The organism is Metabacillus sp. 84, assembly GCF_050107715.1.
In the GTDB taxonomy this organism is placed as follows: Bacteria; Bacillota; Bacilli; order Bacillales; family Bacillaceae; genus Metabacillus_B.
The window spans coordinates 305773-325734 of sequence record NZ_JBNILN010000004.1 but is presented as its reverse complement, the minus strand read 5'-3'; the positions used below and the strand labels follow the sequence as shown (position 1 = coordinate 325734).

The 19962-nt window shown below is 44.4% G+C and carries 26 protein-coding genes; 19 read left to right on the top strand and 7 right to left on the bottom strand.

What is annotated here, in order from left to right:
- Nucleotides 1-547: 547 nt before the first annotated feature.
- From ctaG to ACQCV8_RS10580, 3 genes are all read left to right on the top strand, one after another.
- Nucleotides 548-1450: a cytochrome c oxidase assembly factor CtaG gene (ctaG, locus tag ACQCV8_RS10590; RefSeq protein ID WP_426844600.1), complete on the top strand. Its 903-nt coding sequence runs from the start codon at nt 548-550 to the stop codon at nt 1448-1450.
- 51 nt (nt 1451-1501) lie between these two features.
- Complete coding sequence (locus ACQCV8_RS10585; protein ID WP_426844586.1) at nt 1502-1963, top strand: DUF420 domain-containing protein; 462 nt, start codon at nt 1502-1504, stop codon at nt 1961-1963.
- Nucleotides 1964-2098: 135 nt separating this feature from the next.
- Complete coding sequence (locus ACQCV8_RS10580; RefSeq protein ID WP_426844585.1) at nt 2099-2596, top strand: GNAT family N-acetyltransferase; 498 nt, start codon at nt 2099-2101, stop codon at nt 2594-2596.
- Between the two features lie 27 nt (nt 2597-2623).
- On the opposite strand, the gene ACQCV8_RS10575 is transcribed toward ACQCV8_RS10580, so the two are convergent.
- Entirely contained in the window at nt 2624-2983 is a 360-nt protein-coding gene (locus tag ACQCV8_RS10575; RefSeq protein WP_426844584.1) for a YugN family protein, read from the bottom strand.
- Nucleotides 2984-3231: 248 nt separating this feature from the next.
- Here ACQCV8_RS10575 and ACQCV8_RS10570 point away from each other — a divergent pair, with 248 nt between their 5' ends.
- Nucleotides 3232-4269 carry a CAP domain-containing protein gene (locus tag ACQCV8_RS10570; RefSeq protein WP_426844599.1) on the top strand — a complete coding sequence of 346 codons (1038 nt, stop codon included), beginning with the start codon at nt 3232-3234 and terminating at the stop codon, nt 4267-4269.
- A 23-nt stretch (nt 4270-4292) separates the two neighbouring features.
- On the opposite strand, the gene ACQCV8_RS10565 is transcribed toward ACQCV8_RS10570, so the two are convergent.
- A complete protein-coding gene (locus ACQCV8_RS10565) occupies nt 4293-4781 on the bottom strand; it encodes a PaaI family thioesterase (RefSeq protein ID WP_426844583.1) in 489 nt (162 codons plus the stop codon).
- Between the two features lie 132 nt (nt 4782-4913).
- Between ACQCV8_RS10565 and ACQCV8_RS10560 the strand changes: the two genes are divergently transcribed.
- The 4 genes from ACQCV8_RS10560 (at nt 4914) to ACQCV8_RS10545 (ending at nt 7581) form a co-directional block, all read left to right on the top strand.
- Nucleotides 4914-5303: a YlbD family protein gene (locus ACQCV8_RS10560; protein ID WP_426844582.1), complete on the top strand. Its 390-nt coding sequence runs from the start codon at nt 4914-4916 to the stop codon at nt 5301-5303.
- Nucleotides 5304-5306: 3 nt separating this feature from the next.
- Nucleotides 5307-5546 (top strand): YlbE-like family protein, encoded by a 240-nt coding sequence (locus tag ACQCV8_RS10555; RefSeq protein ID WP_426844581.1) that lies wholly within the window; start codon nt 5307-5309, stop codon nt 5544-5546.
- 1112 nt (nt 5547-6658) lie between these two features.
- Nucleotides 6659-7063, top strand: coding sequence for a hypothetical protein (locus ACQCV8_RS10550; protein WP_426844580.1), 405 nt, complete (start codon nt 6659-6661; stop codon nt 7061-7063).
- 44 nt (nt 7064-7107) lie between these two features.
- Nucleotides 7108-7581, top strand: coding sequence for a YlbF family regulator (locus tag ACQCV8_RS10545; RefSeq protein ID WP_426844598.1), 474 nt, complete (start codon nt 7108-7110; stop codon nt 7579-7581).
- A gap of 86 nt (nt 7582-7667) precedes the next feature.
- Here ACQCV8_RS10545 and ACQCV8_RS10540 read toward each other — a convergent pair whose 3' ends face one another.
- Entirely contained in the window at nt 7668-7991 is a 324-nt protein-coding gene (locus ACQCV8_RS10540) for a hypothetical protein (protein WP_426844579.1), read from the bottom strand.
- A gap of 86 nt (nt 7992-8077) precedes the next feature.
- Between ACQCV8_RS10540 and ACQCV8_RS10535 the strand changes: the two genes are divergently transcribed.
- A complete protein-coding gene (locus tag ACQCV8_RS10535; RefSeq protein ID WP_426844578.1) occupies nt 8078-8350 on the top strand; it encodes a YlbG family protein in 273 nt (90 codons plus the stop codon).
- A gap of 87 nt (nt 8351-8437) precedes the next feature.
- On the opposite strand, the gene ACQCV8_RS10530 is transcribed toward ACQCV8_RS10535, so the two are convergent.
- Complete coding sequence (locus tag ACQCV8_RS10530) at nt 8438-8827, bottom strand: DUF7147 family protein (RefSeq protein ID WP_426844577.1); 390 nt, start codon at nt 8825-8827, stop codon at nt 8438-8440.
- Nucleotides 8828-9184: 357 nt separating this feature from the next.
- On the opposite strand from ACQCV8_RS10530, the gene rsmD reads away from it, so the two are divergent.
- Both rsmD and coaD read left to right on the top strand, forming a co-directional pair.
- Nucleotides 9185-9760, top strand: coding sequence for a 16S rRNA (guanine(966)-N(2))-methyltransferase RsmD (gene rsmD / locus ACQCV8_RS10525; RefSeq protein ID WP_426844576.1), 576 nt, complete (start codon nt 9185-9187; stop codon nt 9758-9760).
- On the top strand, nt 9760-10239 hold the full coding sequence (gene coaD, locus ACQCV8_RS10520) for a pantetheine-phosphate adenylyltransferase (protein WP_426844575.1): 480 nt from the start codon (nt 9760-9762) through the stop codon (nt 10237-10239). Before rsmD ends, coaD begins: the two co-directional genes overlap by 1 nt.
- A gap of 38 nt (nt 10240-10277) precedes the next feature.
- Here the strand turns inward: coaD and ylbJ are convergent, their stop codons facing one another.
- Complete coding sequence (ylbJ, locus tag ACQCV8_RS10515; RefSeq protein ID WP_426844574.1) at nt 10278-11483, bottom strand: sporulation integral membrane protein YlbJ; 1206 nt, start codon at nt 11481-11483, stop codon at nt 10278-10280.
- 162 nt (nt 11484-11645) lie between these two features.
- Here ylbJ and ACQCV8_RS10510 point away from each other — a divergent pair, with 162 nt between their 5' ends.
- Nucleotides 11646-12437 carry a patatin-like phospholipase family protein gene (locus tag ACQCV8_RS10510; protein ID WP_426844573.1) on the top strand — a complete coding sequence of 264 codons (792 nt, stop codon included), beginning with the start codon at nt 11646-11648 and terminating at the stop codon, nt 12435-12437.
- Nucleotides 12427-13461 (top strand): SepM family pheromone-processing serine protease, encoded by a 1035-nt coding sequence (locus tag ACQCV8_RS10505; RefSeq protein WP_426844572.1) that lies wholly within the window; start codon nt 12427-12429, stop codon nt 13459-13461. Before ACQCV8_RS10510 ends, ACQCV8_RS10505 begins: the two co-directional genes overlap by 11 nt.
- 33 nt (nt 13462-13494) lie before the next feature.
- Here the strand turns inward: ACQCV8_RS10505 and ACQCV8_RS10500 are convergent, their stop codons facing one another.
- A complete protein-coding gene (locus ACQCV8_RS10500; protein ID WP_426844571.1) occupies nt 13495-14730 on the bottom strand; it encodes a nucleotidyltransferase in 1236 nt (411 codons plus the stop codon).
- A 225-nt stretch (nt 14731-14955) separates the two neighbouring features.
- On the opposite strand from ACQCV8_RS10500, the gene ACQCV8_RS10495 reads away from it, so the two are divergent.
- The 4 genes from ACQCV8_RS10495 to ACQCV8_RS10480 all read left to right on the top strand — a co-directional run bounded on the left by ACQCV8_RS10495 (nt 14956) and on the right by ACQCV8_RS10480 (nt 17506).
- The gene (locus ACQCV8_RS10495) at nt 14956-15480 is read left to right on the top strand and encodes a YceD family protein (protein ID WP_426844570.1); all 525 of its coding nucleotides are present in this window, start codon (nt 14956-14958) and stop codon (nt 15478-15480) included.
- Nucleotides 15481-15571: 91 nt separating this feature from the next.
- Nucleotides 15572-15745, top strand: coding sequence for a 50S ribosomal protein L32 (gene rpmF / locus ACQCV8_RS10490; RefSeq protein ID WP_426844569.1), 174 nt, complete (start codon nt 15572-15574; stop codon nt 15743-15745).
- 155 nt (nt 15746-15900) lie between these two features.
- Entirely contained in the window at nt 15901-16668 is a 768-nt protein-coding gene (locus ACQCV8_RS10485; protein ID WP_426844568.1) for an enoyl-CoA hydratase/isomerase family protein, read from the top strand.
- Nucleotides 16669-16903: 235 nt separating this feature from the next.
- Nucleotides 16904-17506: an RsfA family transcriptional regulator gene (locus ACQCV8_RS10480; RefSeq protein ID WP_426844567.1), complete on the top strand. Its 603-nt coding sequence runs from the start codon at nt 16904-16906 to the stop codon at nt 17504-17506.
- Between the two features lie 148 nt (nt 17507-17654).
- Here ACQCV8_RS10480 and ACQCV8_RS10475 read toward each other — a convergent pair whose 3' ends face one another.
- Complete coding sequence (locus ACQCV8_RS10475) at nt 17655-18131, bottom strand: N-acetyltransferase (RefSeq protein ID WP_426844566.1); 477 nt, start codon at nt 18129-18131, stop codon at nt 17655-17657.
- A gap of 254 nt (nt 18132-18385) precedes the next feature.
- Between ACQCV8_RS10475 and ACQCV8_RS10470 the strand changes: the two genes are divergently transcribed.
- A complete protein-coding gene (locus ACQCV8_RS10470) occupies nt 18386-19726 on the top strand; it encodes an acetyl-CoA carboxylase biotin carboxylase subunit (RefSeq protein WP_426844565.1) in 1341 nt (446 codons plus the stop codon).
- 13 nt (nt 19727-19739) lie between these two features.
- A complete protein-coding gene (locus ACQCV8_RS10465; protein WP_426844564.1) occupies nt 19740-19955 on the top strand; it encodes an acetyl-CoA carboxylase biotin carboxyl carrier protein subunit in 216 nt (71 codons plus the stop codon).
- The last annotated feature ends 7 nt before the right edge of the window (nt 19956-19962 follow it).

The following is a 19962-nucleotide window of genomic DNA, read 5'->3' as shown; positions in this document are numbered from 1 at the left end:
GCGGAGGGCGCTTGCCCAGCGCTGAGAGACGGTGGAGCTCTCGACCGAAAGGCGCATTTTGCCTTGACCGAGAGAGGGAAGCGGCCGAAGCGCTAGCGCCCGGAGCTGGACAAAAAGAAAAGCGGAGACGGCTTGGGCAGCCTCGACAAGCATAAGACAATCAGCCGGAGGAAGACGTTCTTCCTTCCGCAGGATGAGTGGCTTATGACCTCGAGAGGCTAGCCGCCGGAGCTGGACAAAAAGAAAAGCGGAGGGCGCTTGCCCAGCGCTGAGAGACGGTGGAGCTCTCGACCGAAAGGCGCATTTTGCCTTGACCGAGAGAGGGAAGCGGCCGAAGCGCTAGCGCCCGGAGCTGGACAAAAAGAAAAGCGGAGGCGGCTTGGGCAGCCTCGACAAGCATAAGACAATCAGCCGGAGGAAGACGTTCTTCCTTCCGCAGGATGAGTGGCTTATGACCTCGAGAGGCTGGCCGCCGTCTTAAAAACAAAGCTCATTTAGTCGGATTCATCTGATATACCTATCTTTGCGGGCCCAGAAAGGAGGGATCATCTTGGAGAACTTATCGCTATTCGGCTTTGAAGCTTTATGGAGTCCCTACTACTTTCTGGCCCTTTGCATGGCTGCTGCCGGCTATCATCTGCTGATCAGGTACCGTAACCGGTGGTTTAAGACTTCTGCCAGGACGGCACCGAGGCAGCAAGCCGCTTTTTACGGGGGATTGGCCCTTCTGTATATCCTTAAAGGCAGCCCGGTTGATTTGCTTGGACATATTCTTTTCAGTGTTCATATGTTTCAGATGGCTATGGTGTATCTGGTCGTTTCGCCGCTTCTGATTGTAGGAATTCCGGGGTGGATGTGGAATGCGGTTATAATGAGGAAGCCATTCAGGCAGTGTTTTCTATTTTTGACTCAGCCAATATTGGCTATCCTTGTTTTTAACGGAATTTTCTCTTTATACCATACACCGCTCGTGTTTGATGTGGTGAAAACGAATCCATTTTACCATGCCTCAGCTACGGCTGTTATCTTTTTCACCTCCATTTGCATGTGGTGGCCCGTATTCCGCAAAAGAGGGGAGTCAGGTGAAATGTCAGGGCTTCTGAAAATTGGTTACATCTTTGCGAACGGAGTTTTGCTGACACCCGCATGCGCCCTTATCATTTTTGCAACGGATCCCCTTTATTCTGCTTATTCGGATCCTGCCTCATGGATGGAAGCCATGGCGCTTTGTGTTCCTGGAGCAACTCTCTCAGGTTTAAATCTGTCAGGCCCTGAAGTATTTACTTCCATGCCTCTAACAGAGGACCAGCAGCTGGGCGGCATTGTCATGAAGATCATTCAGGAGATCGTGTACGGCTCCATTCTTGGCTTTGTCTTCTTCCAATGGGTAAGAAAAGAAAGAGAAAAAGATAAGCTTGAGCTGCAGGCCATTCTCTCTGATAAAGGGTAATCCAGTGAGACCTTGCTAACCCCTAGCCTATCAAAAAAGGAGTCAACAAATATGTACTTGCCTCTTTTACCGACTATCAGCACGGCTTTTATCGTGATAAGTGCCATATTCGTCGCAATTGGCTGGTATTTAGCTGCTAAGGGCCGTATCGAAGCTCATCGCAAGGCCATGACATGGGCTGGTGTATTTGCGCTGATTTTCTTTATTGTCTATGTCTCGCGAACCGTATTTGACGGCAATACTGCATTTGGAGGACCGCCTGAGGTTAAGGGGTTTTATCTTTCATTTCTTATTTTTCATATTTTCCTTGCGGCTGCCGGAGGGGTTTTTGGATTAATCTCGATCTGGTCAGGTTACAGGAGGAAGATCATCAGGCATAGGAAGCTTGGTCCGATTACAAGTGTAATCTGGTTTTCGACAGCCGTTACCGGGGTTACCGTTTATATGCTTTTATATATAATATACGGCGGCGGGGAAACGACGACCTTAATCAGAGCAATTACCGGTTTTTAACCCTTTTTGAAGGTTTATGACAGGACAGATTAAGGAAATCATCCGGGCAAGTTTAATCGCTTAACATAATGAAGAAGGGTTGCAGAATATAATTCTGTAACCCTTTTTTTATTCTCCGCGGAAGGAGGCGAGCGGATGGAAATTTTAACAGACGAACTCTTGCTTATCCCGTGTTCCCTGGATCTGGCGAAATCGCTGATTCTCCACAAAAAAGAACTGGCGAAGCGGTCGCCTATCGTCATACCGGAAGACTGGCCCTCTTTGATCAGCAAAGGGATTTTGCCTTATTACATAGAGAGGCTTGAGCGGGACCCATCTGAATACGGGTGGGGGATCTGGCTGATCATCCATCATAAAGACAAAAAGATGATCGGGGATTTTTATATTTATTCAAAACCGGACAGTTCGGGGGGAATTGAATTTGATTTTCGAATTGATCCTGATTATCGCTTAGAATTCGGTTTTGAAGCGGTAAGCAGCTTTTTTGAATGGCTGATTGGCCAGGAAAAAGTAAAGCGCATTACAACAGAGTGTCATATGGAACAGGATAAAACGATCGGAATCTTCAGCAGGATCGGGCTGATATGCAAGCGGAAGGAGCATTCATTTTTAACCTGGGTCGCAGCTAAATAAAAAAGACAATAGCCAGGCTATTATCCTTTATCGTATAATCGCTTCAAGCTCCTGCTTCAGCCGTTTTAAAGTGTTCTCGCACGATTGAACGATCTGTTCTGGAAAATCTTCACCTTCTCCATACTCTACGCCGTGGGGATAATAATGCTTTCCGAGGAGCGGAGTCATCAGTTTGACGATGGCGTGCCTTCCGCCCGTATCCCCCTCTGTCGTAAAGCCCTGGATCCTGAGATAAAAGATTTCCCCGCGCTGTTCCAGCTTCCGGTCATACGTAACTCTTTCATAATCCCATTGGCCGGCTCGGATGAAGCCGTGCTGTTCCATCGCATCATCCAGGCGGGTTAATTCAGCTGTTAAATTGTCTATGCCTGTGCCTTCAAACTTCATTTTTTTAACTCCCCCTTCAGCTTTATGAAAACGCTTATTTTTCATATCTTAATAATAGTATGAAACATCTGCACTTTCAATCCAAGGTTAGATAATTTTGGAAAAGCCGAGTAGTTTTCAGGATTGAACATGGATTATACATAATTTGCTGTAAGATCCCATCTAATTGATTGTAATTGGGTTCTTTTTCTGATTAAATGACAGGTAACAGAATCAAAATCTTACTCACACAAGCGAGGGGAATTTAACTGAAAAGAATCGTAAAAACCATTTTAGTCATCGCAATTATCGTTAGCACATATACCGTTTTTATAAAATTCGCGGAGGACCCGCCTGACCGGAAAGAAGAAAAACAGGAAACGCAGCTTGCGAGCGAAGAAACAGATGACGAAAAACTTAAAATGCCTGAAGAAGGCATCCTCTCACTCATGGGAAAATCCTCTGATCAGGTGTTAGATCAGCTTGGAGAGCCTGTAAGAAAAGATCCTTCACAATTCGATTATCACTGGTGGATCTATAATGGAGGAAGCAATCAATACATCCAAATTGGAGTCTTATCCGATAAGGTTGTTTCTGTTTATGCAATCGGAGAGGGTGTTGACATAAAACCTTATCAGATTGGTGAACCACTCAGCCAGGTTTACCAGAAGGCACCGGTTTCTTCTACTCTTTCAATGGAGCATAATGGAAACTCATACCGCTTTGAGCTATCAGAGGAAGATATGAACACACGCCCGGTAATTGAGACAGATGGAGTGGTTATACAGCTTTATATTGACCGGTTTGATGGAACCCTTTCAAGCATAAGGGCTGCTGATAAAGAAACGTTTATTAAGCAGCGCCCGTATGAAGTGGTTTACCGCGGGGAGCTGATCAGCGCTGAGCCTGTTCAAGAAGGAGAAGAGCAGGAAATCGGGAATGCCCAGGAACAGCAAATATTTGATATAACCAATGTAATGCGGAAGCGGCATGGACTGGAACTGCTGGAGTATGATGAAGCAGTTTCCAAGACTGCATATTCCCATAGCAAGGATATGGCTGTCGAAGAATACTTTGCTCACGAGTCTCCTTCGGCCGGCACACTCGCCGACAGGCTGCAGCGGGACAGCATTTCCTACCAGACAGCCGGGGAAAACATAGCAGCCCATTACACGGACAGCATTGCTTCTGCGGAAGGCTGGCTGAATAGCGAAGGGCATAGGAAAGCCATGCTGAATAAAGACTTTACACATATCGGCGTAGGGGTCTATAAAGATTACTACACACAAAATTTTATAGGCAAGTAAAAAATGATAACCGGTGGAGGTTATCATTTTTTTCGTTCAATTATAAAAAAGGTAGCGGTACTGTAAGCAATTAGCTTCCCGTCTTCTCTGAAAATTCTCGCCTCAAGAAGCATCGTTTTTGATCCCTTATGGATCAGCTTAGCTGTGCAGGTGAAGAAAGCGCCGATTCCCGGAGCGGTATAGTTCATTTTCAGCTCGGAGGTTACGGCAGCGAGGGATTCAGGAAGCTGTTTGTGAGCGAGTGTTCCCATAGCAGAATCCGCAAGTGTTGCCGTTATACCGCCATGAACAATTTCGAGTGAATTTTGGATAAGTACTGTATTCGGAATGGTAATCGTAAATTCATCACCGTGTTCTTTTCCTTCTGCCTGAAGGAGAGCGCCAATGTACGTTCCGTTCTTCTCTTTTTTACGTTTCATGGCTTCGAGCAATAAATGGAGTTCCTCTGTTTCCGTTTGGTTTAATTGGCCGATCATTTCGTTTGTCTTCTGATTGAGCTGATTCTTATTCATTGCTGCATCCCTCTCCGAGTCTTTTTTTATAGTTTACCAATAATTTGCTGGGGCCGGCAGGAAAAATTGGGCGAACCACTTTCGGTTATACGGATTACACTATACTAGGCGCATGAATAAGAGGTGAAACATATGGCAGTAAAAAAACAGAATCAAAAAATTGAAGAGTTTAAGGAATTCGTCCGAAAACATCCGAAAATAATTCGAGAAGCAAAATCAGGCAGTAAAACCTGGCAGGAATTTTACGAAAATTGGTACCTTCTCGGTGAGCAGGATGAGTATTGGAAGGACTACAAATCAAGTGAAGAACCAAAAGAAACAGCGGAAGAAAAAGGGTTTGTCACACAGCTTTTCTCTGCAGTAAAAAACATGGATGCAAATGAAATGAACGTGAGCCTTAGTAAAATGAGCAATGCAGTATCTGCTGTTCAAAACCTGCTTGAAACATTTGGTGTATCAAAAGGGTCTGGAGGGGGTCCTTCTGCAGGAGGGAGCGGCCCATTCTCCTTCAGAAAGGACTAAGGGATGAGAAAAGAGGTACAGGATTATATCCAATCAAAACCCGAGATTATTAAATTCTTGAGAGAACAGCCGCAATGGTACAGAAAGCTATCCAGGAATCCGCAGGCCCAGGAAGAGATGAATCTGGCGATGATGCATTATTATCAAAAGACCATACCACACAAAGTTGCCCAATTTTCCAATTCACTGCAGATGGCCTCTATGATGCTGGGAATGTTCCAGTCCATGAAGCAGCAGGACTAACAGGGCTAGAGGCAGAGCACGTGCGGCAGGGGCGGGTTGTTGTTTTGCCGACTGCCCCTTTTTCAAATTCTGAGTGACGAGTAAATTTAACTCGATACTAATGCACGACCAAAACAATCGGCTAGTCTTTCAGACATATCTTGGCTGCTCATAATATGCGGATGATCGGTATAGAGGCACGTGCATGAGGCAGTGCGATTTTGTTTAAATGGGATAAAGGATGTACTTGATTGCTGATCCATGAAGCTTCAACATTGCAGGTCTCCATATCCGGGCTTGGTTTTTCACCTTTGGGCGGTAATGGATGGCCCTTTATAAGAGGCGTTATAAAATACAGTCTGGTGAAGTTATAACGCCAAATTCTAATCTTTTGGCCATCTGAAGGCCGTTTAGACTCATCCAGAAAGACAATAGGTGACTTTTGGAGCTCTATTCGGCATGATTTTGATGCAGCTGCGGGCTTATATCGGCCGTAGTTTAGTTATATCGACCAAGATTCTGATATATCGACCGTAGTTTAATTATATCGACCGAGATTCAGATATATCAGCCGAAATTTTTTATATCGGCCGAGATTCTGATATATCGACCTTAGTTTTGTTATATCGACCGAGATTTGGATATATCGGTCAAAGTTTAACTATATCGACCGAGATTCGGAAATATCGGCCGAAATTTAATTATATCGACCGAGATTCAGATATATCGGCCGAAATTTAATAATATCGACCGAGATTCTGATATATCGGTCAAAGTTTAACTATATCGACCGAGATTCGGAAATATCGGCCGAAATTTAATTATATCGACCGAGATTCAGATATATCGGCCGAAATTTAATAATATCGACCGAGATGCAGATATATCGGCCGAAATTTAGTTATATCGACCGGATTACATATACATCGACCAAAAATTTATACTATCATCCAATTTTGACTTCTCCACAAAAGCTGTGCCTCTCCTTTTTAAATTGACTGTAAAGAAGGTCTGCCGCGAGGGTTGAGGACTGAAGACTAAGAGTGGCTTTGACTAAACAGCTTGCGCATTTGTTCTTCTCTACATGATTTGCAGCATTATAGCAAACCCTATCGGAAAAAGGGGGTGGACAAATGGTCAGAACGATTCTTTTTCTTCTAATCGTTCTTTTTGCTGCCGGGTGTACGAATGATAAGCCGAGACCTGAAGGAATAAGCGGGATAACTGGGACGCCGGCGGCCAGCGCTCAGGAACTGAAAAAAGGAAGCTACTCGGTTCATCACTTTGTCAAGGGAAATACTGTGTTTGTGGAATGTTTTTTCCCTAACGGCAATTTCGGAAAAAAGAAGGATCTTTCAAAAGGGGAGCTGTTTATCACGGTTACCGTAGACGGAAAAAATGCACAGAAGTACTTTACTCCTGCTTTCTCCATACACGGACTTAAAAAGGGGTATCATGAAATATCTTTGGAAGTATCAGCTCATAATGAGCCTGAAACCGTTCACAGCCCTTATAGCTGGACTGTAAAAGTGGATTGATGTTTTTTCAGCAGCATTTCTATTCAGCCCTTTTTCATGGTAGAATGGCAGTGGAGGTGCTGTCATTGGTTTATGCAACAATGGAAAGTGTGCAAATTCTGGATCAGGCTGACCAGATTAGTGATATGATTCTTCAGTCCGAGCTGGCCGAGACCTACCGCGCTTGCCTGAACGATCTTAAGAACGATCAGCCTGCACAGGAAATTGTAAGCAGGTTTGTAAAAGTTAAAGATATACATGAGGATGTCCAGCGTTTTGGAAAATATCATCCTGACTATAAACAGATTTCCCGTGAGATGAGGGAGGTCAAAAGGGAATTGGATTTAAATGAGAAAGTTGCAGCATTCAGAAGAGCGGAAACAGCGCTTCAAACCCTGCTCGATGAAATAAGTGTTCAGCTGGGGAGTGCTGTTTCAGAACACGTGAAAGTGCCGACGGGCAACCCGTTCTTTGACAGTCTTTCTGCTTGCGGAGGCGGCTGCGGTTCCGGCGGCGGCTGCGGCTGCAAAGTATCATGAGTTATAGGCGGAGGTGACTCCGTCTTTTTTTGTTTGTATAGAGATTTCTTTTTAAGCTCTTGAAATTAAAGCTGGGAGAGGCCGTTCTATTTTAGGAGAATACAATCCGAGCAAAGATTTCCGCAGCAAAACATCTTTTCAAGCGGAACATAAAAACGGTGTCTGTACACATAAAGATTTTCTTCATTACGGACAAAAATAGTCTCGGACGTTACTTTTTTATGGAGCATCGCTTTTTTTGAAAAGAGAAAGATTGTTTTTCTGACTTCAGCTTCGCTTGTACCGGGGACCGTTTCAATATAAAGGAAGGGCGTGCCGGCAATCAATTGCCTCTTCACAGAATAGAACGGTGGATGATTAAATAATTTTTCCATAAAATGATCCCAAATGAGGTCCAGGTCGGCCTTCATATTAATCCTCCTTCAAGAAGCGTATTGTTAATGAGTGTAAACTCTGATAAACTTTTCTACGACATGTGAAAAAGGGTGAGATAAATATGGATGGAAAAAGACAAGGCCTTATCGTTTGGATGCACTCATTAAAACAAGTGAAAATGCTCCGGCGCTTTGGAAATGTGCACTATATCTCCAGAAGGCTGAAATATGTTGTTCTGTATTGTGATATGGAGCAGAATGAGGCATTAACAGAGAAAATCTCTTCTTATTCTTTTGTAAAGCATGTTGAACCTTCTTACAAACCTTTTCTGAAATTGGAGTTTGAGAAAAAACAGGATAAGGCAAAAGAATACGATTATAAAATGGGCTTATAATGATCAAACGCAATCCTGATTGGAGGATTGCGTTTTTATTTTTGCTCTTGCAGATTCCTCTAGCAAGCCTTAATAGAGAAACAGCTGCTATTTTAACGGTGGAAGAATGTGATTCAACCTGAGAATCCCCGTTAAATACTGATAATATAAAACGTTCTCATGGAAAAGTGCTGAAGGCTTCACATCGAACTGATTAATCGGCTTTCCCGTTTTTTCAGCTGCTTCCCGAAAGAGCTGATGCCTTTTGGTTTCCTTTTCACGGGGGTCAGCAATGCCTTCCCTGCAAAAATAAATCGGGAGAAAATCTCCCGGGTCAGCAGGGGACATGATGACTCCTGCAGAGACTGATTTTTTGCCTTTCCATTCTGTATGAAGAAGGATGAAAGAAATGATTCTTTCTTCCTGGTGCTTAATGATCTCGAGCAATTCGTACAAATCCGAATATCCTTCTCCCAGTTCAATAAAACGCTGAATCATAAAATGATCTCCCTTACTTGTATGATTTTCTCCTACAAACTTAGCATGAAACGCAAAGAAGTGCCATGGAGGAAATAAATGTATAGAATTCAGCAGAGGGGCCATACTAGCTGTAGACAGCATCTCGTTCATGATGCTGTTGCCAACCGCGGAGAAGACTTACGTTTCCCCATAAGTTCTTCCTCCGGTTTCTCCTCTCCCTTTTCCTTCTAGCCTTTCGGTTTAGAGGGACCCTGCGGCATTTGCTGCAGGGCTTTTTTTATTCCTGGAACGTGTGCATCTTTTCTCGTTCTGTATTTTATGGTACGATGACTTTGCAAAAAAACAGGAAATTTGTAAAGCAGTGGTGAATGAGTAATGAGAGTAGTATCAGGTTCTTTAAAGGGAAGGCCTTTGAAGGCAGTTCCGGGCATGTCGACCAGACCGACAACGGATAAAGTGAAAGAAGCCATCTTCAATATGATTGGACCCTATTTTGATGGGGGTTCTGCCCTGGATCTTTTTGGAGGCAGCGGCGGCCTCGGAATTGAAGCACTAAGCAGGGGAGTGGCAAGCTGCATTTTTGTCGACCGGGAGGCAAAAGCGATTCAAACGATACATAATAACCTGGAAGCATGCCGGCTTCAGGATCAGGCTGAAGTTTACCGCAACGATGCTGAAAGGGCGCTCAAAGCAATCATCAAACGAGAACTTCAGTTTAAGCTGATCTTTTTAGATCCACCGTATAAGCAACAAAAATTGAAAGCGCTTATAAATCAAATAAGCGAAAAGCAGCTCCTGGCATCAGAAGGTTTTTTAATAGCTGAACACGGTACTGAAATTGCTTTGCCGGAGGAAATAGGAAACTTGAGCCTGGCGAAGTATGAAACGTACGGTGCAGCGGCTGTCAGTATTTATCAGCATAGCGGCGATGGGAGAATGGGGGAATCGTAATGGCGAGTGTAGCAGTATGTCCAGGAAGTTTCGATCCGGTTACTCTTGGACACTTAGATATCATCAGACGGGGAGCGAAAGTATTTGATACAGTGTATATCTGTGTTCTGAATAACTCTTCAAAGAATCCGCTTTTTAATGTAGAAGAAAGATGTGCTTTGTTAGAGGAAGTGACAAAGGATATGCCAAACGTAACCGTTGAATCGTTTAAGGGGCTTTTAATTGATTATGCGCGAAGCAAAAATGCCAATGCAATATTAAGAGGGCTTAGAGCGGTATCGGACTTTGAATACGAAATGCAGATTACATCTATGAACCGCGTGCTTGATGACACGATAGAGACCTTTTTTATGATGACAAACAATCAATATTCCTTCCTTAGTTCGAGCATTGTAAAGGAAGTGGCCAAGTACAAAGGGGATATTTCGGATTTGGTGCCTTCTCCGGTTGAAAAGGCTTTAATTGAAAAATTCAAGTAATGGAAAAGGCAGAGACCGGATCTCTGCCTTTCTTACTGTTAATAGGCGGCGGCTGTCCTCCGCCAATAGAGAATAATATACAAAAAGAGAAAAAAAAGTGTAATAGCCGGCCCGGAACCCAATAGCCAATCATACTCTTCAAAACCGTTTGGCCTTCCTCCAGTGCCATATGTTTCTGTTACGCCCCCCCTGTTTAAGTAAAGAGGCTTCCATAGCAGCCATGTAAGGAACGCGGCAATGAATCCCTGCATGATTCGTGCAAAAAAGAAGGGGAGGAATCGGATGTCCGTTTCAGCAAGGATGCTTGCCACTTGCGCTTGTACAGAAAGACCGCTGAAGGCAAGAATGAAGCTTGCAATAATGGCCTGAAACAAAAGGCCGGCCTCAGCATTGCTTGCCTGCATGCTGCCATGAGTAATTTCAAAAACACCGGCAAGCAAAGGCTGCGTCAGTGATACAGGCAGGGAGAACAGACTGAACAGCTGTGCCATACCGGAGGAAAGAATTCCGATGAAGCCCGTAATGCTGAGAATTTTGTTCAGCACAGAAAATAAAATGATAAAGCCGCCTATGACCAATAGGGTTTGTACAGAACCGAGCACCGCATCACCCAGCATTTTTCCTATTGGTTTCTTGTTTTTTAATCTCGTCTTGTGCAATGCAGCGAACGCTTCTGACAAAGACGGAAAAGGAAGAACCCTGCTTCTCGAGAGCGCCCGCTCTTCTCTGCTGTTCCCATGAAACCTCATCATCACTCCAACACATACATTGGATAAGTAATGGGCTGCAGCAAGCAGAAGGCCGAGAGCAGGATTTTTAAAAAAACCAACCGAAACGGCAGCGAAAATGAAGAGGGGGTTTGAACAATTCGTAAATGAAACGAGCCTTTCTGCTTCAATTGCTGTCAGCTGTTTTTCTTTTCTCAGCAGGGAAGTGAGCTTCGCACCCGCAGGAAAACCGGAAGCGATTCCCATTGCCCATACAAAACCGCCTGCCCCGGGAACGCGAAAAAGAGGCCTCATAACTGGCTCAAGCAGCACACCTGCAAAGCGCACGATTCCAAAACCGATTAAAAGCTCTGATACAATGAAAAAAGGGAGCAGGGAAGGAAAAACGATCCTCCACCACACATCAAGACCTGCCTGCGACGCTTCCAATGACGCTTTTGGGTGTAAAATGATGGATGCAGTGAGAGCCATCATGACCAAAGCAATAATAAGCGTGTTCCATTTTTCCCGGCTCAACAGTTTACCCCCGCTCTAGTTCTATACATTAAGAACTGTGTAATGATAAAATGGTTGTCAGGCATGTACAGCTTCTAATACCTTAATATACGAGAATAGCGGTCCTTTTTAGACCATAAGATTCACTAAGAGCCTTGAATTATCAGGAGGAGGGCCAAGTGGATGGAACCTAAAATTGGATTAGCGCTCGGATCAGGTGGAGCCAGAGGCTTTGCTCATCTTGGGGTAATAAAAGTACTGACAGATGAGGGGATTCCCATTCACATGATTGCCGGGAGCAGCATGGGGGCGCTGGTCGGCAGTTTTTATGCAGCAGGCTTGGAGATCAAAAGCCTTTATCAAATTGCAGCCGCTTTTAAACGCAGCTATTATTTGGATGTGACCATTCCTAAAATGGGGTTTATTGCAGGGGAAAAGATAAAGGGTTTGATACGTGCCTTCACAAAAGGCAATAATATAGAAGATTTGAATATTCCTTTAGCGATTGTGGCAACGGATTTATGCACGGGAGAAAAAGTGGTCTTTAAGAAGGGACCTGTCGCTGAAGCTGTTCGCGCGAGCATAGCCATTCCCGGGATTTTTGTTCCGGAGACAGTCAACGGCAGGATGCTTGTCGATGGAGGAGTTGTGGACCGTGTTCCGGTTTCGGTTGCAAGGGAAATGGGTGCAGACATTGTCATTTCCGTAGATGTGTCCGTTGTCAAAAAACAGGAATCCATCACTTCCATATTTGATGTGATTATGCAAAGCCTCGATATCATGCAGGACGAACTCGTCCATCACCGCGCTTTGGCTTCTGATATCATGCTCCGCCCAAAGGTAGCCAAATTCAGTTCAAGATCTTTTACAAACATACAGGAGATTATGATGAGCGGGGAAGCAGAAGCCAGGAGTAACCTGGAAGCCATCCGTTCTTTGATTGACAATTGGAAGGAGTCGCGTAATGAAGAATAGACGAAAAGGGGCCATCCGCGCTTTTGTCATCGGCATCCTGATTGCCATGGCCATTTCCTATATAAAGCTGCCCTACTACATAACAAAGCCCGGCAGCGCTTCAGAGCTGGAGCCAATCATTAACGTGGACGGCGGTTACGACTCAGCAGGAAGCTTTTCGCTGACAACCGTCAGTATAGGGAGGGCCAGTATACTAGGCTATGTATTTGCGCAATTTGACCGCTATGCGGAAATTGTTCCAATCGGTCAGGTGAAAGCACCCGATGAATCGGATGAAGAATATTTGAACCGCCAGCTGAAGCTTATGGAAGGATCGCAGGAATCGGCTTTGATCCTTGCCTATGAAGAAGCGGGAAAAGAAGTGAAAAGCGATTTTAACGGAGTATACGTCAATTCATTGATTAAAGGCATGCCCGCTGCAGATGCTTTAAAGGCCGGGGATCGGGTGTTTGAAGCAGACGGGAGAAAATTGAAGAGCGCAGAGGAGTTCACAGCATATGTAAGCAAAAAAAATGCGGGCGACCAGGTGAACATCACCTTTGAGCGGGATGGCAGGAAAAAGACGGCAAGCATACCAATCGCCAAGTTTCCCGATGCACTCAATAGTGGAGCGAAAGCAGGGATCGGAATAACCTTGATGACCGACAGAGAAGTAACAGTCAATCCGGATATTAAGCTAAACACAGAAGACATCGGCGGACCTTCTGCAGGGTTAATGATGAGCCTGGAGATTTATGACCAGCTTACAGAAGAGGATTTTACAAAAGGATATACCATTGCAGGAACAGGCACGATAGCTGAAACCGGAGAAGTCGGCCCGATCGGAGGGATCTCCCAGAAAATCGTAGCAGCTGACAAATCCGGAGCAGAAATTTTCTTTGCGCCCAATGAAAATGGAAGATCCAATTCCAATTATAATGAAGCGGTCAAAACAGCAAAAGACATAGACACGAAAATGAAAATTATCCCTGTTGATCAATTTAGTGATGCCGTTGCTTATTTGGGAAAATTAAAGGAAAAATAAACAGCAGCCGCCTGTGTTGTCAGGCGGCTGTTCCTATGGTTTTTGTTGCTGCAATCGAATCGGAGGTGTGGAGTATTCTGTTTTGAGCAGCTGGGCACGCATGGATTGTGGAAAGCCCATTGCATAAACAGCAGATGCTTTAATATCCAGCTCCAATGCAGGATGATTGAAGGCATTCACATTCGAAATGAGAGGCACAGAGAGGGTCTTCTTGACACTGCCAAGGTAGCGCTGTCCGGACTCGTTCATGCCAAGCACACGTATGTAAGGGCTCCGCTCATTATTTATTGCTCTGTGCATTTTTTCTTTAGTGGTCCTTGTCAGCAAATGAACACACATTCTTTGCAGCCTTGTCCACGTATACCGCTTTGTTTTTAGCTTTTCCATAAACTCCTTAAAAGTTGAGGCCTCTTTGATTGAAGCTGCCAGGCGGTTCTCCAGCCCTTCCTCTACTTCATAAATTTCTGCAAGCTCGCTTGGTTCCATCGTCAGGACCGTATATTGCAAATATGGGAAAAACCGCTCCCAGTTCATGAATGGAAACCCTTCTTTGACTCGCTGCGTTAAAATATTGAACGTATAATCCGGAACAAAACCTCTGATATCCTTTAAACCATGAGGTCCGCTGAATATAGCGTTTCTGAGTGATGTCGCACTGGCTACCTTGCCCTCGGGAAGATCCTGATCATGGTATTGAGCGGATGTGCGCTTAATTGTAAGAGCCTTCATCCCGCTTTGCTGTTCTGCAATTGAAGACACATATTGAAACCCTAAAATATTATTTGGTTTAGTGAGATCAGCGAGAGGTCCCGAGTGGTCCTTAATTTTACTGAAGGAAAGAGAAAGCGCTTTTGGATAGCTTAAGCCCTGTTTAATAAATTCTTTTATGTGTGAACTGTATTGATCTTCATTTTCCGTAATCGCACTGAACGTACGCAGAAACGGTTCAATTTCTCCATCCTCGCTTCCGAAGCATAGATGATTGGCTTTAAGAGAATCCAAAATAGAAACCGCTCCGTTAGCAAACGTACTTGCTTTTTGTGAGGCAAAAGCATAAGGCAGTTCAATGACAAGGTCTGCACCCGCCTCCAGTGCCATTCTGGCCCGCTCCCACTTCGGCAAAAGGGCAGGCTCACCCCTTTGCAGAAAGTTCCCGCTCATGACAGCTATTGTCAAATCGGCTTCAGCGGCTTTAACCGATTTCTGCATATGATAAAGATGTCCATGATGAAATGGGTTGTATTCAACAATCAGCCCTAATATATTCACTGAAATTGGCTCCTTTATTTTGTTTTGCGGATCAACCATGTTAAGATATATACAGCTTGGCCATCTTTAAACAACGGCAGGCAAAGTTATGTTATAATGCTAGTTATTGTGCCGCTGATGTATGGAAAGACTGCCGGAATGACTATATTATAGTGTAAAGAAAAAATATTGACAAATGGAATAGTGAAAGCTATAATTACCTTTGTTGCCTTGAGGTGATACGTTATGAAATGGTTAATCAACCAGTTATATCAATATCAAAGCAAAGGATTGGAACTGAATGAAGTGATCAATCTCACTGAGCTGATTGAAGAGCATCAGGAAGTGAGAGACATTTCACCTGTTCATATTACGGGCAGAGCGGCCATCCAATCGGATCAAGCTGCATTTCAGATGACAATCACAGGAGTCCTGACACTTCCATGTGCCAGAACGCTTGTCGATGTCCCATTTCCTTTTCATATTGAGACAACTGAAGTATACCTATTGAAACCGACAGACTATGATGAGGAAGCTGAAGGAGAAATTCACACGCTGGACAGCGATGAAGTCGATTTAATTCCAGCAATTAAAGAACTGATTCTTCTCGAAATTCCAATGCAGGTCTTCAGCGACAGCGTTAACGAAGAAGGAGCCGCTCCTCAGGAGGGCAAAGACTGGAAAGTCGTGTCCGAAGAGGAAAACAAAAATAAAGTGGATCCGAGAATGGCCGGCCTGGCCAAATTCTTCGATAACAATAACGAAAGCTAAAGGCTGAATTTTAGCTTTAATCAGATGATCGGATAAATACCGTCTTCATCCAGAACATGTAAGTTTAACACTCTTTAAGGAGGTGGGAAGAATGGCTGTACCTTTTAGAAGAACTTCTAAAACAAGAAAAAGATTGCGTCGTACACACTTCAAATTGCAAGTGCCTGGTATGGTAACATGCCCTAACTGCGGTGAAATGAAAATGTCTCACCGTGTATGTAAAGCTTGTGGATCATACAAAGGAAAAGAAGTTGTAGAAAAATAAGATTCGTAAAAAAACCCGCTGGAAGCTGCTGCTTCTTAGCGGGTTTTTTGTGGTTTGTGCCGGGGATTGGGCATCGAAAAAAATCGCACCTTAATGAAAGCCCCTTCAAATCACCGTGATATAATGGTTTCATCTGAAAAACGGGGTGATGGGATATGGGAGAAAAGGTGATAATTACAGAAGCGGGAAATGGAATCGTTGAAATCAGGCTGAATCGTCCTGAAAAAAGGAACGCTGTCGATTTTGATGTAATGACTGAGCTGGAGATGTTTTTACATCAGTATGAGCACAGGGAGGACATACGTGCACTGGTCCTTACCGGAGATGGAGAGGATGCCTTTTGCTCGGGAGGTGATCTTTCTGCCTTCCACGGCTTAAAAACAGAGAGGGACGCCTATGGGATGCTTCATCGCATGGGGGAAATACTGTACCGGTTTGCGGTTTTTCCGGCTCCCGTTTTCGCTCTGATTAATGGTTCATCTGTTGGGGGAGGCTGTGAGCTGGCCATGGCTGCGGATACCAGGATTGCAAAGGCTGGAGTAAAAATGGGCTTTATTCAAGGAACCTTATCCATTACAACCGGCTGGGGAGGAGCATCACTATTAATGGAAAGAGTTCCGTCAGCTGCCGCATTGGAAGTGTTTTGTTCGTCGCGGATATATAGTGCTGAAGAATGTAAAGCAGGCGGATGGATTAATCATATCGTTCCGGCGTCAAAGTACAGGGAAGAGGGGATGAAAATCATTCAGCAGTCTCTTCCGGATAATCCGGCTGTCGGACGTGCCTATAAAGGGATTTCAGTGAATAAGCTCATGCAAAGCTTACTATGGGAGAGGATGGAAAAGGAGATAAAAGGGTGTGCTCGATTATGGGAGAAAGAAGAGCACCATCTGGCAGTAGACCGGTTTTTCAAGAAATCCTAACTGGATGCATGATCAGGAGAACGCATTACGCTATCCGGAATACATATTGGGTCAGCAGCAGGAAACCGGCTGAACTTTATGGATACCAGCCTTTCGGCATCATTCTATAGGAAGGAGTCAATCGATTCTCTCCGGTCATCTCTGAAGCAGACACCATCCGCTTTTGTTTTTGTACATAGTCTATCAATTCTACCAGTAGCATATGATTAGTAAAAACATGGTGGGAGGGATTGGGATGACAGCTACAAGACAGGATGCGTGGACCAGGGATGAGGATTTGCTGCTTGCAGAGGTTGTGCTTCGTCAAATCCGGGATGGTGGAACGCAGCTCGCTGCTTTTGAGGAAGTGGGCAGACATTTAACAAGGACAGCAGCTGCGTGCGGTTTCCGCTGGAATTCACACGTAAGAAAGCAATATAAGTCAGGGATCGATTTAGCCAAGAAACAGCGCAAGGAGGCGAGGGTAAAGATAGAGCCTGTGCCTGAAGAGAGTAAAACAGAGATTTTCAGGTCTCCTGCCGAGAAAAGCAATCTTACCATAAAAGAAGTAGTAAAGTTTCTGGAAGCTTATGACGAATCAGGCAATATTGTTGATTTAAAAGAGAAAAACGAGGAGCTTTCCGCTGAAATGAATCAATTACGCAGCAGAGTGGAAGAGCTTGAGAAAGAAAAGCAGCTGCTGCAAAGTCAGCTCGAGCTTGTGGAAGAAGACTATCATTCTTTGATTGAAATTATGGATCGAGCAAGGAAGATGGCTCTGTCGCATGAGGACGAAAGGAACCGCAAAGTAAAGTTTCAAATGGACCGGAACGGAAACCTTGAGCGTATTGAAAAGTAACGTCTTAAAGAGCGGAGGGCAGCCGTCATGTAGAAAAGGGTGGAGCTTGGCGCCCCTCCGCCTGATGCAGGCCGCTGTACCTGATTCTAAAATAATGGATGCGAGAAGATCAAAAAAGGACCGCTGAATGGGCGCGGTCCTTTTCTCTTTAGGCTGATTCTGAGGAATGATGAGAGGAGTCCGGTGACCAGAGCAGCGGATTTTCTCCCTTATCACGGTCCATATCATACTTAACTGCCTCAAAGTCCATCTTGCTCCAAAAGTCGGCTGACTTAACTCTTGGGTTCGTTTTTATTGGAAGCTTAAAGGATTTCGCAAACTCTACCAGGGATTGGCCGTATCCCGCCCGCTGATAGTCAGGCAGAACTTCAAGCTTCCAAAGCTCAAGGTAGTCTTGCTGTGGAGTAAAGTACTGGTCGAATTTTTTATCCACTTTGTACAAGCTCATCCTTGCAACTAGTTTTTCTCCAAAGTAGATTCCGTAAAAAGGAGAATCGCTGTCATTTTCAATCATGTTTCCTTCCAGTTCCTCGAGCATGGAAAGCTCCTGAAGTCCGTATTCTTTAAACCTTTTAAATTCTTCAAGTGTTTTGTAGTTAATGACAAGGCGTTCCACCTTATGCATGTTTTTTCCCCCTTGATGCAGATGAAAAGCAGCAAAATTTTAAATTTACCGACTACTCTTATTATAGCATGGGAGCAAAGGATTTCAAAATGAAACGAAAACGCTTTCAAATTTTTAAAGGAGTTTTCATTATATTGTAGAAACATATTATTGAAGATGTGCTTTTTTATACAGGGCAGGATCTGAATGCTCTGGACACTGGCTGGATATTCAGTGCCGGCCTTACTAAGCCATTAATGCAGGGGGTGGAGGTAGTGAAAAAAATCTTGATTGCCAACAGGGGGGAAATTGCTTCAAGAATTATTGAAACGTGCCAAAAAATGCAGATTGAAACCATTGCCATTTACTCGGATGCGGATCAGGACCTTCCTTATGTAAAAGCCGCAGATTATTCATTCCGCATAGGAGAAGCGCCAGTTGCGAAGTCCTATTTGCTCGCAGATGACATATTGGACCTTGCTGTTAGAGAAGGGGCTGACGCTATACATCCAGGATATGGCTTTCTATCAGAGAATAGTGAGTTTGTTAAGAAAACGGAGCAGAGAGGTCTTGTATTTATCGGTCCGCCTTCTTCAGTAATTGAAAAAATGGGAGACAAGGTGACAGCTAGAAAGACGATGCAGGAGGCTGGAATACCGGTCGTTCCAGGGAGCGGATTCGCGATTGGGACAGTGGATGAGGCGGCTGTAATAGCTGAGCGGATTGGATACCCTGTTATGTTGAAGGCGAGCGGAGGTGGCGGAGGCATCGGGATGCAGCTCCTTGAGAGCCGGGAAGATTTAGAAAAGGTTTTTGTCTCCGCTAAAACAAGAGCGAAAGCTTATTTCGGAAATGATGAAGTTTTTCTTGAAAAATATATTTCAGAGTCCCGTCATATTGAGGTGCAGATTTTTGGGGATGATCATGGACATGCGGTTCATTTATTTGAACGGGAGTGCTCCGTTCAGCGGCGGAATCAAAAGGTTATAGAGGAAGCGCCCTCTCCGAGCATTTCAGAAGAAACGCGCAGGAACATTTGCGGAGCAGCGGTCAAAGCAGCCCTTCACGTTGGATACAGAAATGCAGGAACCGTTGAGTTTATCATGGATGAAAAGGAGCAGTTTTACTTTCTCGAAATGAATACCCGCCTTCAGGTGGAGCACCGAGTAACTGAAATGATCACCAGTCTTGACCTTGTGAAGTGGCAGATACTGGCAGCTGATGGGAAGGTGCTGCCGCTGAGCCAGTCAGAAATCCGAAAGCTCGGCCACGCTTTGGAGTTCCGGATTTATGCTGAAGACCCAGTGAGGTTTATCCCTTCTCCTGGAAAACTGAATGCGTTTACATATCCTGAACATGCAGATTTTGTGCTTGACCGCACATACGAAGAAGGGAATCAAATCACTCCTTTTTATGACCCGCTGATTGCCAAAGCTGTCGTGTATGGAGAAAACCGGGATAAGGCTTTGGAAAAAGCCTCGGAGGTATTTGAAAACGTTAGGATTGAGGGAGTCAAATCTAATGTGCCGCTTTTTTCAAAAATTGTAAAAGATGACGTATTTAAATCAGGTCAATACAATACTTCCTATTTACAGCAATCAAAAATAGTCGGATAAAGGATGATTGAATATGAAAGAAGTTACAGCAAGCATGGCGGGTACTGTACTGAATGTGTTAGTAGAATCGGGTGCCTCTGTCAATACCGGGCAGGATTTATTAATGCTTGAATCCATGAAGATGGAAATACCGATTGAATCCACTTTTACAGGTAAAGTAAAAGAAGTAAAGGTTCAAACAGGAGATTTCGTAAATGAAGGGGACGTCCTCGTCATTTTGGAGGATTAAAGGGGGA

Coding starts and splice junctions, on each gene's coding strand:
- coaD (WP_426844575.1), top strand. CDS start 9,760: ATGGCGAGTGTAGCAGTATGTCCAGGAAGTTTCGATCCGGTTACTCTT.
- ACQCV8_RS10580 (WP_426844585.1), top strand. CDS start 2,099: ATGGAAATTTTAACAGACGAACTCTTGCTTATCCCGTGTTCCCTGGAT.
- ACQCV8_RS10535 (WP_426844578.1), top strand. CDS start 8,078: ATGGATGGAAAAAGACAAGGCCTTATCGTTTGGATGCACTCATTAAAA.
- rsmD (WP_426844576.1), top strand. CDS start 9,185: ATGAGAGTAGTATCAGGTTCTTTAAAGGGAAGGCCTTTGAAGGCAGTT.
- rpmF (WP_426844569.1), top strand. CDS start 15,572: ATGGCTGTACCTTTTAGAAGAACTTCTAAAACAAGAAAAAGATTGCGT.
- ACQCV8_RS10510 (WP_426844573.1), top strand. CDS start 11,646: ATGGAACCTAAAATTGGATTAGCGCTCGGATCAGGTGGAGCCAGAGGC.
- ACQCV8_RS10565 (WP_426844583.1), bottom strand. CDS start 4,781: ATGAATAAGAATCAGCTCAATCAGAAGACAAACGAAATGATCGGCCAA.
- ACQCV8_RS10550 (WP_426844580.1), top strand. CDS start 6,659: ATGGTCAGAACGATTCTTTTTCTTCTAATCGTTCTTTTTGCTGCCGGG.
- ACQCV8_RS10575 (WP_426844584.1), bottom strand. CDS start 2,983: ATGAAGTTTGAAGGCACAGGCATAGACAATTTAACAGCTGAATTAACC.
- ACQCV8_RS10560 (WP_426844582.1), top strand. CDS start 4,914: ATGGCAGTAAAAAAACAGAATCAAAAAATTGAAGAGTTTAAGGAATTC.
- ACQCV8_RS10540 (WP_426844579.1), bottom strand. CDS start 7,991: ATGAAGGCCGACCTGGACCTCATTTGGGATCATTTTATGGAAAAATTA.
- ACQCV8_RS10495 (WP_426844570.1), top strand. CDS start 14,956: ATGAAATGGTTAATCAACCAGTTATATCAATATCAAAGCAAAGGATTG.
- ACQCV8_RS10530 (WP_426844577.1), bottom strand. CDS start 8,827: ATGATTCAGCGTTTTATTGAACTGGGAGAAGGATATTCGGATTTGTAC.
- ACQCV8_RS10555 (WP_426844581.1), top strand. CDS start 5,307: ATGAGAAAAGAGGTACAGGATTATATCCAATCAAAACCCGAGATTATT.
- ACQCV8_RS10465 (WP_426844564.1), top strand. CDS start 19,740: ATGAAAGAAGTTACAGCAAGCATGGCGGGTACTGTACTGAATGTGTTA.
- ACQCV8_RS10480 (WP_426844567.1), top strand. CDS start 16,904: ATGACAGCTACAAGACAGGATGCGTGGACCAGGGATGAGGATTTGCTG.
- ACQCV8_RS10475 (WP_426844566.1), bottom strand. CDS start 18,131: ATGCATAAGGTGGAACGCCTTGTCATTAACTACAAAACACTTGAAGAA.
- ACQCV8_RS10505 (WP_426844572.1), top strand. CDS start 12,427: ATGAAGAATAGACGAAAAGGGGCCATCCGCGCTTTTGTCATCGGCATC.
- ACQCV8_RS10585 (WP_426844586.1), top strand. CDS start 1,502: ATGTACTTGCCTCTTTTACCGACTATCAGCACGGCTTTTATCGTGATA.
- ACQCV8_RS10545 (WP_426844598.1), top strand. CDS start 7,108: ATGGCAGTGGAGGTGCTGTCATTGGTTTATGCAACAATGGAAAGTGTG.
- ACQCV8_RS10485 (WP_426844568.1), top strand. CDS start 15,901: ATGGGAGAAAAGGTGATAATTACAGAAGCGGGAAATGGAATCGTTGAA.